Origin of the sequence: Kocuria sp. TGY1127_2 (genome assembly GCF_013394385.1) — a bacterium.
GTDB lineage: Bacteria > Actinomycetota > Actinomycetes > Actinomycetales > Micrococcaceae > Rothia.
In genome coordinates this window covers 2,803,020-2,817,456 of record NZ_AP022834.1, presented here as the reverse complement: position 1 = coordinate 2,817,456, position 14,437 = coordinate 2,803,020, and the positions used below count along the sequence as shown (strand labels likewise).

Sequence of the window (14,437 nt, the reverse complement as noted above, 5' to 3'; positions counted from 1 at the left end):
CCGACGGCGCGGTTAGCCGCGGGTCACCAGGATGATTACGACGCCGATCACGCACAGACACGCGACCGCGGCCCCGGTTCCAAGGACCGCGACCGGGGCGGCGGACAGAGAACCGTGGCGGACGCCCCGGGACTGCCGCCGGTAACGGCGACGTTGGGTCCCGTAGATCGACAGAGAAACGAGCCAGGCCAGAAGGGCCAAAAGCACCACCCACCACCCGAAGTAGGGGAGCCACCTCAGGAATCCGGCCCCGACCACGCCGACAGCGAGAAGCGTGCGGCCCCAAGCGAGCGCAGTCCGCTCCGGCTGCAGACCAGGATCGGCGGGCGAATCGGCCTCGGGGTTGATATGCACGATCAGCCGAGGATCATGCCGAAGATGAGGCAAGCCGCAACGGCTCCGCCCAGGCTGAGCAACGGGACAATAAGGGGCAGGCTCAACGGCCGGCCCTTGCGCATATTGTTCTCGATGCGCCACCAGCGAACCGCCGCCCCCAAGCTGATCAGGAATGCGATCGCGATGACCAGAATCGACAACGCCCGGTGGACACCCTCCGGGAAGATTCCGTCGCCGATGGTCTCCAGCGCGATACCGCCGGCGAGGAAGGCAAGGGACGTGCGGATCCAGGCGAGAAAAGTGCGCTCGTTGGCGAGGGTGAACCGTGGGTCCGGCTCCTCGCCGCCGGGAAGGACAGTGCGGGAAATCCAGTCTCGGTCAGTGCGTTCTTCGCTCATTCATCCTCCGGATCGATTCACCCCAACCCTATATTGCTCCGTGTGACAACGGTGGCCATTTTGCGACGTCATGAAAAGGCACCGCGGGCCGGGACGCGCGCGGCTTCGTGAAGGGCGAAGAGACGAACGATATTGCCCATTCGGCGGGCCACTCGCGCACGTAACGTTTTTCCACATCTTGGTCTTGGCTCTATTTATGACGCACCCGAGCCTTAACCTTGGAAAAACGTAACTTGAGCCACCTGTGCGGCTCATGTCTGTAGGGAAGGGGGAGTCGCATGGCTCACCAGGAGAAAACCGGTACAACTGTGGAACGCGTGCGGTACGAGCTTCCCGAGGAGCACACTGACACCTCAATACTGCAGGATTTGGCACAAGCCGGCCCCGAGCGTCCCGCTGCGATTCGACTTTTCCGTCCCTCAGAAAATGACAACCAGAATCCCGTTTCGGAGAAGGAAGTTCGACTCCGCGTCTACCTTCGTGAACCCCGGGCCCTCTCGGATCTTCTGCCGATCTTGCAGAACCTGGGTCTTCACGTGGTGGACCAGATCCCCTATGATGTCCGAAACGCCGATGGTGCAGTTTTTGCGCTCTACGACTTCGGAGTCGTCTTCCCCGAAACCGTGAACGTTGACGAAGTGCTGCCTCTCTTGGAAGAGGCCCTTTGCGCGGTGCTCGCGGGTCGGGCCGAAGCCGGTTCCGCCAACCGATTGGTCATGTTCGAGTCTCTTTCTTGGCGCACCGTTGCGGTGCTGCGGGCCTACTGTCGTTACTTGCTGCAACTCGGGGTCGGGTACAGCAGAGATTTCATGTCGGATACCTTGGTCGCGAATGCCCACGTCACCAAGCTGTTGGTCGAGCTGTTCGAGGTGGGACTGGACCCCAAGTGGGAAAGTGGTGCTGCCGCGGATCGGCGTCGCGAGAAGCAGGAAGAAATCCGTGGGCGGATCCTCGATGCTCTCGACGACGTCCCTGACCTGACACAGGACCGTTTCCTCCGGACGATGACGGAGGTCGTCTCCGCGACTGTCCGCACCAATGCTTACCTGGGCAAGGAATCCATAGCTCTCAAGCTCCTCCCGCGAGAAATCGAAGAAGCCCCCTTGCCTCGCCCCGCCTTCGAAATCTGGGTCTACGCGCCCCGGGTCGAGGGCGTCCACCTCCGGTTCGGGAAGGTAGCCCGAGGCGGGTTGCGCTGGTCCGACCGCCGGCATGACTTCCGCACCGAGATTCTCGGCCTGGTCAAGGCCCAGATGACCAAGAACTCTGTCATCATCCCGACCGGTGCCAAGGGAGGCTTCTTCCCCAAGAACGCCCCGGGCCGCGACGAAGACCCCGAGGGCTACCAGAAAGAAGGCGAAGAATCCTACCGTCTGTTCATCCAGTCTTTGCTGGACGTCACCGACAATATGGTGACCCGAGACAACGGAGAACACGAGGTCGTCTCGCCTGAGGGCGTGGTCGTGCTGGATGAGCCGGACCATTACCTCGTGGTCGCCGCAGACAAGGGAACCGCGACCTTCTCCGATTTTGCCAACTCGATTTCCCAGGACAACGGCTTCTGGCTGGGAGATGCCTTCGCCTCGGGCGGGTCTGTGGGATTCGACCACAAGGAAATGGGCATCACGGCCAAAGGCACGTGGGAATCGGTTAAGCGGCATTTCGCCTCGTTGGGTGTGGACTGTCAGACCGAGGACTTCACCGCCGTCGGCATCGGTGGCATGGCCGGAGACGTCTTCGGCAACGGGATGCTGCTGTCCGAACACACCAAACTCGTGGCCGCCTTCGACAGCCGGCACATCTTCCTCGACCCCAACCCGGATGTCACCCGGTCCTTCGCGGAGCGCCAGCGTCTGTTCGACCTGCCGAGGCCGTACTGGACGGATTACGATACGTCTCTCATCTCCGAGGGAGGCGGGGTCTACAAACGGACCGACAAGTCGATCACGATCACACCCCAGGCGCGCGAAGCGCTGGGGCTGGGTGAAGACACCAAGCGGCTTTCCCCCGCGGAACTGGTTTCCGCGATCCTTCGCGCACCCGTGGACCTGCTCTACACGGGAGGAGCCGGAACGTACGTCAAGGCATCCACCGAAACTCATCAGGACGCCGGGGACAAGGACAACGACCCTCTTCGTATCGATGCCTCAGAGCTTCGCGTCCGTGTGGTCGGCGAAGGCGGAAACCTCGGTCTGACCCAACGTGCACGCATCGAGGCGGCCAAGAACGGGATCCTGGTGAACACCGACGCGGTGGACAACTCTGCCGGGGTCGAGACCTCAGACCGGGAGGTCAACCTCAAGATCCTGGTCGACCGACTGGTCGAGCGGGGAGAAATCAACCGTGAGGAACGAGCTCGTTTTATCGAAGAACAGGTCGACGAAGTCTCCGAGATGGTTCTGCGGAGCAACCGTGACCAGAACATGTTGCTCCATGCCGAACGGCTGGGAACCCGACCGACCAACAGCAGCGCGCCGAGATTCATCCACTTCCTCCAGGAGCACGCCGGCCTCAACCGCGACGTCGAATTCCTGCCGTCGGACAAGGAGCTCGAGAAACGGCGTGAGAACGGTGAGAGGCTCACGAGCCCCGAGCTGTCCGTCCTGACCGCTTATTCCAAGATCGAACTGACACAGGCTCTGTTGGACGCCGGGTTTGGCGACGATCCTTGGCTCGAGGAAGTCCTTCACGAGTACTTCCCCGAACCCGTTACGGAAAGGTTCGGACAGCACTTCGGCGAGCACCCTTTGCGGCGCGAGATCATCTGCACACGCGTTGCCAATGAGATCGTGGATACAGCGGGCATCGTCTTCGCTTTCCGGGTCATGGAAGAGACCGGTGCTTCGGTCGTGACCGTCGCGCGCGCCTTCCTGGCGATCCGCGAACTGTTCGACGTGCGGAAACTGCGCAGACTTCACCGGGAGATCCCGGCCGACGCCGACCCCGAAGCGTGGCGGACGGTCATCCAGGACATTCAGCGGTTCACGGACAGGGCCGTTCGCTGGGTCATCCGTCACGGACTCGTTGCGAAGGGCGACGACACCCGGGCGGGTCGCGATGTTATCGCCTCCGTCATCGAAGAGCTATGCCCCGGCGTCGCACTCCGCGACGACGTGCTGGAGCTCGTGGGACAGAAGTCCGAGGCCTCGATCCGCCGCCGATTCGACCAAGCCGAGGAGTGGGGCCTCAACGACGAGCTGGCACGTTCTTGGGCGCAGCTCTGGGAATCGCTGACTCTCCTGGACGTCGGGCTGGTTGCAGAGGAAACCGGCGTCGAACCTCGTCAGGCCGCGTTGGTGTACTTTGCGGTGATGGACCGGTATGCCGTGCACGAATTGTTGAGGGCGGTCACCGAGTTGCCTCGTGTCGGTCGGTGGGAATCGATCGCGCGCGCATCGTTGCGATCAGACCTGTACCGGGCGACCGAAGAGTTCACGAAGCGTGTGCTCGAGGACCTTCCCGGGACTGCCCGGATCACCGGGCCCGAAGAAGCCCGTTCGGCGTTGCTCGAGTGGGAAGATGACCACCCGGCCTATGCTCCGAGCATCGCGAGGCTGACCGACGAGATGGACCTGGAAATCCAGGGCTACTCGGAAGGCTCCCAGCAGGTCGACTTGGCGACGCTTTCGGTCGCGGTTCGGACGCTGCTCCACCCGACGGGAGAGTTCTAGAGTGCACCCTTGCGGGGCGTCCCCATGAGGGCGCCCCGCAAGCCGATTAACCAGGAGAGGGACAATGACGACCCCAAAAGGCCCTGAGGCCAGTACTGACGCGTTGAAAGATCGCCTCGGCGGCCGGCTTCTCACAGACCCGGTAACCCTCCGTGACTTTTCGGACGACCGTTCACTCGCTGTGCCGGAAGGCGCGCCGCTGGGTGTGGTCCTCGCACGAAACGCCGAACACGTTTCCGCGGCCTTGGCATGGGCTAACGAGACACGCACTCCGGTTTCTGTGCGGGGTGCAGGCTCGGGCCTTTCAGGAGGGGCGGTCTCCTACCCGGGAGGGCTGGTCATATCTCTCGAGGCAATGAATCAAGTACTGGACATCGACGTCGAAAACAGGTTGGCCGACGTCGAACCCGGGGTCATCACCTCGAAGCTGGACGAGGAAGTTCGGCGGCACGGCCTGTTCTTCGCCCCGGATCCGGCAAGCGTGCATTTGTCCACTGTCGGCGGCAACATTGCAACCGACGCGGGCGGGCTGAGATGCATTGCTCATGGAACCACCGCCGCGGCGGTTGCGGCACTCGAGGTGGTCCTAGCGGACGGCAGCATCATCCACACCGGTGCGCGGACCATCAAGAATGCGACAGGGCTCAACATGACACCTCTTTTCGTGGGCTCGGAGGGGACCCTCGGCGTCATCACGCGAGCCACCGTTCGCCTCAAACCGGTCCCGGAAGGAACGCCGCGGACGTTCTTCGCGAGCTTTGGCGATATCGAGTCGGCGGGCAGGGCCGTCACCTCGATCGTCTCGACCAACCCGCGGCCAGAAGTCCTCGAGCTGATCGATTCCATCTGCGCTCGCCTGATCGAGGAATTCGAGCCGAGCGGGCTTCCTCAGCCCGAGGCCGCGTTGCTTCTGGGCCAGACCGTGGGGCCGACGGCGCAGCGTGACGCGGAAATTCTGGCGGCAACCTGTGAACGATTGGGGGCAACACGTACGCACGTGCAGGAGGGTAATGACCTGCTGGAGGCGAGACGATTGGCCAACGGGGCGCTCATGGCGGGGAAGTACGCGGTTCATTGCGACGTCGGGGTTCCGGTCGGTCAACTGGTCGAGATGATCCGCGGCGTTGAAGCAATCGCGGAAGAATCCGGGCGAGGGGTCAGTATCCTGGCCCACGCGGGCGACGGGAACCTGCACCCGGCCGTCGAATCCGATGAGACTCCCGAGGACCGAGCCCGTGCCGAAGAAGTGGTCGACCGCATCACGGAACTTGCGATCAGCCTAGGTGGGGTGATCACCGGAGAGCACGGTGTCGGGTCGATCAAGCACCGTGAGCTTCCTCTCCAATTCGACGAGCCGACCCTCCGCGCGCAGCGGGCCCTCAAAGCGGCCCTCGACCCCAACGGAATCCTCACGCCTGGCCGCGGCATCTAGCGCGTCCCGACGGCCCTATCGCCAAGTCCCCGAAAAGGCACCACCATTGGGTATCTTGGTGGCGCCTTCTCGGTTCTCCGGCGATCGAAGTGCGGCGCTAGACGAGGCTGTCCGCGGCACGCTCGGCGATCATGATGGTCGGAGCGTTGGTGTTGCCCGTAGGAATCAACGGCATCACCGAAGCATCCACGACGTGCAGACCCTCCGTGCCCTTGACCGCAAGACGATCGGGGTCCACGACGGAGCCCTTGCCGTTGCCCATGGCGCAGGTTCCCACCTGGTGGTGGTACGTGACGACCGAATCGCGAACATATTCCTCGAGGTCTTCGTCGGCGACATCGGGACCCGGCCATATTTCTTGAGCGCCCCACGCGTCCGCGAGGGCCGGTTGCCGACCGATCTCCCGACAGTGGCGTACCGATGCGACAAGGGCGTCGACGTCGGTCTTCTGGCTCAGTGCGCCCAGATCTACTTCGACCGGCTCATCGAGACTGGAGCCTGTCAGAGTCACGGACCCTCGGCTGACGGGCCGCACGAGTCCGCCGAGCAGGCTGAACGCCTTGTCCGGCCCGTTCATCGTGCCCTTGCTGTACCCCTCCGAATACATGGGAACCGAGAAGAAGATCGGTTGCGTGTCCGGAACCGTCAAATCCGGGCGAGACTTGGCGAACAGGTGAACCTCTGCCGGAGCCACATTCGGGTCAGGGACGGGGTACGAGTCCTCCGTCGTGAAAATTACGGGGGACAACAAGTGATCCTGAAGGTTCTTCCCTACCCCGGGAACATCGGCGACGACGTTGATCCCCAGAGCCTCGAGCTCTTCCCGCGGTCCTACGCCCGAGCGCAGGAGGACTTCCGGACTTCCCAAGGCGCCCGTGCACAGTATGACCGTGCCGCCGTGAACTTCGTGCGTGGCCCCGCCCTGGTCGTACTCGACCCCGACCGCCCGCGTTCCCTCGAAAAGGACCCTTCGAACACGGGCCCCCGTGATCAGCGTCAGCGCTTCGAGGGACGCAACGGGCTCGAGGTATGCCTGCCACGTGTTGTAGCGCTCCCCGTCCCGGACGTTGAGCTGCATGCGGGAAACTCCCTCCGGGTCTCCGGAATTGTAATCCGGGTTCAACGGGAAACCGGCCTCTTGGGCGGCGTCGACCATAGCCTCCTGGATGGGGTTCCGCTCGAACTCTGTCCGAACGTCTAAGGGGCCGTCCGCCCCATGGAGGTCCGAGGCCGGGCCGTCGAAGTTCTCGATCTTGATGAAATACGGCAGGACTTCGTCCCACGTCCACCCGGGACAACCCAGGTAGGCCCACGTGTCGTAGTCCCGCCTGGCTCCTCTGACCCAGATGCAGGCGTTCAATGCGTGCGAACCGCCCATGACCTTGCCGCGCGGTAGGTGAAGTCGGCGTCCCGAGCAACCTTCCTGGGGAACCGTGAAGTAGTCCCAGTCCTGGGGGCTGTGCCATATCTTCCCCAGGTCGTAGAGATGCCGGATATCGGGATTGGTCTCTTCGCCTCCGGCCTCGAGAAGAGTCACGGAATGACCGGCGTCGAGAAGTCGGCGGGCCAGAACGTTGCCGGCCGATCCGGCACCAACGATCACATAATCAGTGGTACTCATGATTTCTCCTAACCGTTGATGACCTGGGGAACGCCCAAAGCTTTGAGTCCTTCTACACCGAATTCGAGGCCATAACCCGACTTCTTGACACCGCCGAACGGAATCCTAGGATCCACGCCGCCGTGTCCGTTGATCCAGATTGTGCCGGATTCGATGCGGGAAGCGACTTCGCGGGCCTTGTCCGTATCGGAGGACCACACGGAGGCTCCGAGCCCTACGTCGACCGAGTTCGCGGCCTCGATCGCTTCCTCAACCGTGGAATACCGAATGATCGGCAACGCCGGTCCGAATTGTTCCTCAGTGACCAACGGATTTTCCGGGTCGATGTCCGCGACCAGAGTGGTGGGATAGAAATAACCCGACTGGTCGGCAGCGGGGTCACCGCCCATCAAGATGCGGCCGCCGCCGTCCTTTGCGGCCTCCACGAGTCGGTGCACGACGTCGTACTGTGCCTTGTTCTGCAACGGACCCAATACATTGTCTTCGTCGAGCCCGATGCCCATCGGCATCTTGTCTGCGATGTCCACGAGGGCCTGGCAGACATCGTCGTAGATCGAATCCGGAACGTAGAGGCGTTTGAGGGCGGCGCAGGTTTGGCCCGTGTTGATGAATGCGCCCCAGAACAGCCCTTCGGCGATGTCGGACGGGTCGACGTCGTCGAGCACGATGCCCGGGTCGTTGCCGCCCAACTCGAGGGTGAGACGTTTGACGGTTTCGGCCGAGGACTCGATGATCTTCTGGCCGGTTGCTGTGGAACCGGTAAACATGATCTTGTCGATATCCGGATGGCTGCTGAGGGCAGCTCCGACCTCCCGGTCACCCGAAACGACCTGGAGCAGGCCGTCGGGCAGAACAGAATTGAGGACCGAACACAACGCCAGGACGCTAAGAGGTGTGTATTCGGACGGTTTCACGACGACGGTATTTCCCATGCGCAGGGCCGGGGCAATTTGCCATATGGTGATCATCATCGGCCAGTTCCAGGGACCGATCGCTCCGACGACACCGATCGGCCGGTACCGCAGGATGGCGTGCGTCTCCTCGTCGTCGACCAAGGTGGTTTCGTCAAGTTCGAAACTCGCGTTGGCGCGCAACCAGGATGCGGCGGCACCGACCTCGAAGCGGGCATTGGGGCCGTTCAACGGCTTTCCCTGCTCGCGGGAGAGCAGTTCGGCCAATGGCTCTGCGCAGGATTCAACGGCATCGGCGGCCTGAAGAAGGAGGTTGCTGCGTTCTTGGTGGCTGACACTGCCCCAATCGGGTTGCGCCTTTCGTGCCGTGGATACTGCCCGGTCGAGATCGTCGGTGGTGTGCCGAGGCGCATGAGCGACCAGCTCCCCGGTGGCCGGATCATGGATTTCACGGCCCCGGGGGCCCGCGTCGACACTCGACAGAAGCTCGCTGTAGGTGGACGGCAGCTTACTCATGGAGGCTCCTCGCTTCATTGGGATGAGATGTTTCCATGTTCTCTGTATTCCCATGCCGACTAGTTGCTTTACAGTGCAGGCCTTTTGGCCTGAAGCGTGTTCCGGGTCACTGCGATGATAAATTCGACAAGGAATGGCCGGCGTGCAGACTCCGCCGCAGCGACGGGCAATGGGGCCTCGTCGGAGAGCTTGGAAGGTGATGACGTGACCCAATATCCGGCAGATGTGACCCGTGCTTCACGATCCGGACTGACGAAGCAGGAGTGGCGGGACTTCGCTGCGGAATTCTTCGCTCCGCTGCGGATGACATTTCCTCCGGGACATGACTTCCGGGCCGAAGTCCACCAGGTTGCGGTAGGGGATGTGCACCTGCATGACATGGTGACTGACCCACACATTGTGACCAGGAGTCCCGACCTCATTTCCGGCAACGAAGCGGCCTTCTGTAAGTTGAGCCTTCAGCTCGCGGGGACGTCGAGGCTAGCCCAGGACGACCGTGAGTGTTTCCTGTATCCGGGGGACTTGGCCCTGTACGTCACGCAACGGCCTTACGAGCTGTCCTATACCGAGCCTCAGCACGGGCTGGTGGTTCACTTCCCGGCATCCTACGTTCAGATGCCCCCGGACCAGATGAGCATGGTGACGGCGCGACCCATCAGCCGCGATCAGGGGCTGGGAAAAGTAGCGGTACCGCTCTTCGAACAGTTGGCGCAGAATATGGATCTGCTCCACGGGGCGCACGCGATGAATCTCATTCGTTCGGCCTTGGACATGTTGGTCACGGTCCTGTCGGCCGAATCCCAGGATCACGGCCAGGACCTGGCGGACAGTTTCCTGCTCCACGAGGCGATGTCCTTTATCGAGCACCACCTCGCGGACCCCGATCTCGGGCCCAGCCGGATAGCCGCACATCTTTACGTTTCGGTGCGTCAGCTGCACAGCCGATTCGCGTCGCACCGGCTGACGGTTGCTTCCTACATCCGCAATCGACGGCTGCAAGCGATCCGGCAGGACCTCGCGAATCCGTTATTGAGCAACGAGACGGTGCACACCATCAGCGCCCGATACGGGTTGTTGGACCCCTCGCACGTCAGCAAGGCGTTCAAGGCCGAGTACGGCGAATCGCCGTCGGTTTACCGAACGCGTGTCCTCCAGGACGACGCCGCCTGACGAGGTCGGCCGGGTCGCGGCCGCTCACCGCAAAGGACCCGATTTCGGAGGAAATCGGGTCCTTTGCGGTGTTTCGGTCGGACGGGAGGGGCAGTGGTGAGAGCCTCTAGGCGGCGTTCAGGCGTTCGAACGCGAGGGTTGCCAGTGCCGCGGACTGGGTCGGCAGGACGGCGTCGTCAAAACGGACTTCTGCGGAATGATTCATCGGCTGAGTCATGGGGTCCACTCCCGGGTAGCTTGCGCCGACGAACATGAATGTCCCCGGGACCTCTTCCAGAACGAAGGAGAAGTCTTCCGAGCCCATGCGGGGTTCGGGGATCTCCCGGGTGGATTCCTCGCCCAGTGCATTCCGGAGGGCTGCGGCGGCCCACTCCGTCTCGGACTGGTCACATACTGTCGGTGGATAGAGGGTCGAGAATTCGACCTCTGCCGTGCAACCGTGTGCCGCGGCGATGTTTTCTGCAAGGCGGTGAACGACGACGCCAAATTTGTCGCCCGATTCACGAGACATGGCGCGCACCGTTGCGCCGAGGCGGGCGTCGTCGCCGATGACGTTGACCGCAGCAGTTCCCGCTTCGAGCTGGGTGATCGTCGCAACCACGGGATCGAATACGCTGAACTGCCTGGTCACGGCATTCTGAAGGGCCGAAGCGATCTCGGTGAGCGGCGGCACGGGGTCCAGGGAGGAATGCGGGGCCGAACCATGACCGCCCTTGCCGTGCACCGTGATGCTCAAGTTGTAGGCACCCGCCATGACCGTGCCGGAGCGGTATGCGAAAGTACCGGGTTCGCCCGGGGCCACATGGAATCCGTAAGCGGCGATCGGGCGTTCACCGGTGACCTCGAGGAGTCCCTCGTCCAGCATGGGCTTCGCGCCGCCGGGGCCCTCTTCTCCGGGCTGGAACATGAAGACGACCTTGCCGGGGAGCTCGTCCTGATGCGCGCTGAGCAATTTGGCGGCTCCCACCAAACCTGAGGTGTGGAGGTCGTGTCCGCATGCATGCATATTGCCGTTGGTGGATGAGAACTCTTCGCCGGAATTCTCCCGGATGGGCAGGGCATCCATATCGCCCCGGAGAAGAACGGTCGGGCCGGGCTTGCCTCCCTCGAGGACCGCAACGGCGGACGAGACGTTCTTGCCGCGGTGGACCTCGAGCGGCAACCCGTTCAGGGCCTCGATGACGGTCGCCTGGGTCTGGGGCAGATCATTGCCGAGCTCCGGGTTCTGGTGAAGGGTCCGTCGGAGATGGCTGAGCTCGTTGGCAATCGCGTCTGCTTCCGAAAGGAAGTTGGGGGAATTGTGTTGCGGATTTCGGCTCTCAGCCATGTTTCACTCCGTCGCGTACAGACATTGGATTATCAGTCCATCATGTCCACGTGCGCCGGACGTGTCCACCAACTCGCCGGGCAGGGAAGGGCCTCAGAATTTGATCAGACGCCCACCGGCAGGATTCAAGGGGCAGAGGAACGGAACCGCCTGAAATGTTAAGCGTGGCTATGTTTATGGCGTGGCCGTTTTGCTCCGGCAGTTTCCGATTCCGCCCCTCGAAGTGCTTGTGGAGCGGAGCCGGACCCGGACGATCCTGTGGCCCTTCGGATCGCCCCGTCCGGCTTCTGCCCTATCAGCGTTCCGCGAGGATCGGCTCGAAGAACGTCGCGAGGCCTTGCCGGTCGTTCAAAGGCAGAACTGCGGACACGTACTGATCCGGGCGCACGACGATGATCGCTCCGTCCTTGCTGATCCCGCGTTCTACGAAAATGTCGTCGTCCGGGAGCGTCGCATAGACCTTGTCCAAGCAGGTCAGGCCGAATTCTCCGACCGACGGCTTGAAGATCGGGGGAACCCGCATGATGTCGACCTCCGTGTGAGGCTGCTGGTACACGACCTTGGTGTCGAAGACGGCGTCGTCATCCCCGGTTCGCGGCGTGTACCTGACCTGGGGCGAGGCCGGATCGTGAGCGAACCAATCCGCGAATTCGGTGAGCTGGGAATCCTCTCCAGCGGCCGGTGAATCGGCGAAAACATAGATGCGCCAGCGTCCGTCCGCTTCGGCCAGGTGCCCCAAGTGCAGTGGGTTGGCATCGCAGACTCGGTTGACCCTGGCCGACTTGAAACGCTTGCCGATTGGGAAGCCACTGGCCAGCTCCTGATGATCTGTTCCGGCCGTGACCATCGACGGGGCATACTCCGTCATGAACCCCGCGGGGAACTCTGCCGTTTTGACGTAGAAGTCTTCCAGATAGGATTCGTCGGGCAGGTCCTCGGGCTTGGCGGCCATCAGGGTCGACCACTCTTTGTCGAAGTCGATAAGGTTCTTCGCGATGACCTGCCGTTCCTCGGAGTAGGTGGTCAACAGGGATTCCGGGCTCAGGCCCGTCAGGACGTGCCCGAGCTTCCAGCCCAAGTTGAACCCGTCCTGCATCGAGACGTTCATGCCTTGACCGGCCTTGGCGGAGTGCGTGTGGCAGGCATCGCCGGTAATGAACACGCGAGGCGTGCGCTGACCCGTTTCCTCGTCGGGGACGTCGTCGAACTTGTCCGTCAGTCGGTGGCCCACCTCGTACACGCTGTGCCAGGCCACGGACTTCACATCGACGGAATATGGGTGCAAGATCGCGTTGGCTTTGGCGACGATCTCGTCCAGGGTCGTGTTGCGCACGGCGTGGTTGTCATCCACGGGCACTTCGCCCAGGTCCACGTACATCCGGAACAAGTGTCCGCCTTCGCGGGGGATGTGCAAGATCGAACCGTTCACCGACTGAATTGCACATTTGGTGCGAATGTCCGGGAAGTCGGTCGTGGCCAGCACGTCCATGACGCCCCACGCGTGGTTTGCCGCGTCTCCGGTGAGCTTCCGGCCGATCGAGGTGCGGACGGGGCTACGGGCGCCGTCGCATCCGACGACGTACTTGGCGCGAACCGTGCGCTCCTCGCCGTCGCGTTCTCCGGCGGTATACCGCAACCGGGCGGTGATGGGGTATTCCCCTTCGCCCGTGTTCTGAAGGTCCAAGAACTCGATGCCGTAATCGGGGGTTATGCGTCCCGGAGCCTGGCGTGCGAAATCCGCGAAGTAGTCGAGTACTCGTGCCTGATTGACGATCAGGTGAGGAAATTCGCTCACGCCTTGAGGGTCGTCGCTGGGGCGGGCGGCACGAACAATGTTCTCGGGATTCTGGGGATCGGGTTTCCAGAAGCACATTTCGGTGATGTGGTATGCCTCGTCGATGATCTGACGGGCGAAACCGAAGGCCTGGAAGGTCTCGACGCTGCGTGCCTGAATACCGTCCGCTTGGCCGATCTCGAGGCGCCCGGGGCGGCGTTCGATGATGCGGGCGTTGACCTCCGGGAACTGCGAGAGCTGCGCTGCGAGGATCATCCCGGCGGGCCCCGTCCCGACAATCAGAACGTCCATCTCGTCGGGCAGTTCCTCGGATCGGTCGATGCCGTAACCGGCTGGTTCCTTAATCTTCGGATCCCCCGAGACGTATCCGTGATGGTGGAACTGCATGTGAGACGAACTCCTTCCCCAACCGCGCTGTTGGAGTTTGATTGATATTCGATGTTCTATATGCGAACGTATTGTTCACATAGCGAATCTGGAATAAATCATATACGACCCACGTCACACGTGGCAAGGATCTCAGTGAAGGTGAAATATGCCCATGTCCTCCGCGCCGAATGGAGCAGGATCGCAAACTCTCAGTAGGGGGCTGAGGGTCCTGGAGATCCTGGCGGATGCCTCTGAACCCCTGAGTATCGACGACGTCGCCCGGCAGCTCGGGGTGCACCGTTCGGTGGCCTACCGTCTCATTCGCACCCTGGAAGAGCACGGGTTGGTGGTTCGGAAAGATACCGGCGGATTGGCACTGGGGACTCGGCTCGCGGCGCTCGCGGCCGGCGTCGAGCGGGACTTGCAGGCAGTCGCCGTGCCCGAGTTGACCCTCGCCGCCCGTGACTTGAGGATGACGTGTTTCTTGGCGGTTTACGATCGGGGCGAATGTCTGACGTTTGCGAGCGTGGAGCCGCCGCAGACCGTCGCCGTTGTTGCCCAACGTCCAGGAACTCGCCACCCGGTGACGTTGGGTGCACCGGGCAAAGCGATCCTTTCGATACTCCCGGAGGAGCAGTGGCCCGAAGGAATCACTCGGGAGCAGAGAGCGCAGGTTGAGAATGCGGTGGCCAAGGGTTGGGCCGAGACGACCGATGAGGTCATTATGGGGCTGCATTCCGTCGGTGTGCCCCTCACCCTGGATGACGGTCAGCCGGCAGCCCTTGCGGCAGTTTTTGTGGGGGAAGGCGACCGAGCGGAAATTGCCGCGAGGCTCGGACGGGCAGCCGCCGTGATCTCGCATGGAGAGGGCTCAGGCTCCTGAGGCGGGCT

General features: G+C 62.5%; 10 protein-coding genes. 4 read left to right on the top strand and 6 right to left on the bottom strand.

Annotated elements, in window-relative coordinates; all coding sequences use genetic code 11:
- Window positions 1–12: 12 nt before the first annotated feature.
- On the bottom strand, window positions 13–354 hold the full coding sequence (locus sake_RS12535; protein ID WP_243155698.1) for a DUF202 domain-containing protein: 342 nt from the start codon (window positions 352–354) through the stop codon (window positions 13–15).
- 2 nt (window positions 355–356) lie between these two features.
- A complete protein-coding gene (locus sake_RS12530) occupies window positions 357–734 on the bottom strand; it encodes a YidH family protein (RefSeq protein ID WP_178946187.1) in 378 nt (125 codons plus the stop codon).
- A 278-nt stretch (window positions 735–1,012) separates the two neighbouring features.
- On the opposite strand from sake_RS12530, the gene sake_RS12525 reads away from it, so the two are divergent.
- Together sake_RS12525 and sake_RS12520 are read left to right on the top strand one after the other, a co-directional pair.
- Complete coding sequence (locus sake_RS12525; RefSeq protein ID WP_129360196.1) at window positions 1,013–4,405, top strand: NAD-glutamate dehydrogenase domain-containing protein; 3,393 nt, start codon at window positions 1,013–1,015, stop codon at window positions 4,403–4,405.
- 64 nt (window positions 4,406–4,469) lie between these two features.
- Complete coding sequence (locus tag sake_RS12520; RefSeq protein ID WP_178946186.1) at window positions 4,470–5,837, top strand: FAD-binding oxidoreductase; 1,368 nt, start codon at window positions 4,470–4,472, stop codon at window positions 5,835–5,837.
- Between the two features lie 97 nt (window positions 5,838–5,934).
- Here sake_RS12520 and sake_RS12515 read toward each other — a convergent pair whose 3' ends face one another.
- Together sake_RS12515 and sake_RS12510 are read right to left on the bottom strand one after the other, a co-directional pair.
- The gene (locus tag sake_RS12515; protein ID WP_178946185.1) at window positions 5,935–7,458 is read right to left on the bottom strand and encodes a GMC family oxidoreductase; all 1,524 of its coding nucleotides are present in this window, start codon (window positions 7,456–7,458) and stop codon (window positions 5,935–5,937) included.
- A gap of 8 nt (window positions 7,459–7,466) precedes the next feature.
- Window positions 7,467–8,885, bottom strand: coding sequence for an aldehyde dehydrogenase family protein (locus sake_RS12510; RefSeq protein WP_178946184.1), 1,419 nt, complete (start codon window positions 8,883–8,885; stop codon window positions 7,467–7,469).
- A 204-nt stretch (window positions 8,886–9,089) separates the two neighbouring features.
- Here sake_RS12510 and sake_RS12505 point away from each other — a divergent pair, with 204 nt between their 5' ends.
- Complete coding sequence (locus sake_RS12505; protein WP_238147667.1) at window positions 9,090–10,055, top strand: helix-turn-helix domain-containing protein; 966 nt, start codon at window positions 9,090–9,092, stop codon at window positions 10,053–10,055.
- A gap of 106 nt (window positions 10,056–10,161) precedes the next feature.
- On the opposite strand, the gene sake_RS12500 is transcribed toward sake_RS12505, so the two are convergent.
- Together sake_RS12500 and sake_RS12495 are read right to left on the bottom strand one after the other, a co-directional pair.
- On the bottom strand, window positions 10,162–11,382 hold the full coding sequence (locus sake_RS12500) for a M20 family metallopeptidase (RefSeq protein WP_178946182.1): 1,221 nt from the start codon (window positions 11,380–11,382) through the stop codon (window positions 10,162–10,164).
- Window positions 11,383–11,677: 295 nt separating this feature from the next.
- Complete coding sequence (locus sake_RS12495) at window positions 11,678–13,564, bottom strand: FAD-binding monooxygenase (protein WP_178946181.1); 1,887 nt, start codon at window positions 13,562–13,564, stop codon at window positions 11,678–11,680.
- 154 nt (window positions 13,565–13,718) lie between these two features.
- Between sake_RS12495 and sake_RS12490 the strand changes: the two genes are divergently transcribed.
- The gene (locus sake_RS12490; protein ID WP_371811898.1) at window positions 13,719–14,429 is read left to right on the top strand and encodes an IclR family transcriptional regulator; all 711 of its coding nucleotides are present in this window, start codon (window positions 13,719–13,721) and stop codon (window positions 14,427–14,429) included.
- Window positions 14,430–14,437: the final 8 nt, after the last annotated feature.

Bases quoted from the DNA above. Each gene is read 5' to 3' on its own strand.
- sake_RS12520 (WP_178946186.1), top strand. From the start codon at position 4,470: ATGACGACCCCAAAAGGCCCTGAGGCCAGTACTGACGCGTTGAAAGAT.
- sake_RS12530 (WP_178946187.1), bottom strand. From the start codon at position 734: ATGAGCGAAGAACGCACTGACCGAGACTGGATTTCCCGCACTGTCCTT.
- sake_RS12515 (WP_178946185.1), bottom strand. From the start codon at position 7,458: ATGAGTACCACTGATTATGTGATCGTTGGTGCCGGATCGGCCGGCAAC.
- sake_RS12510 (WP_178946184.1), bottom strand. From the start codon at position 8,885: ATGAGTAAGCTGCCGTCCACCTACAGCGAGCTTCTGTCGAGTGTCGAC.
- sake_RS12490 (WP_371811898.1), top strand. From the start codon at position 13,719: ATGTCCTCCGCGCCGAATGGAGCAGGATCGCAAACTCTCAGTAGGGGG.
- sake_RS12525 (WP_129360196.1), top strand. From the start codon at position 1,013: ATGGCTCACCAGGAGAAAACCGGTACAACTGTGGAACGCGTGCGGTAC.
- sake_RS12495 (WP_178946181.1), bottom strand. From the start codon at position 13,564: ATGCAGTTCCACCATCACGGATACGTCTCGGGGGATCCGAAGATTAAG.
- sake_RS12500 (WP_178946182.1), bottom strand. From the start codon at position 11,382: ATGGCTGAGAGCCGAAATCCGCAACACAATTCCCCCAACTTCCTTTCG.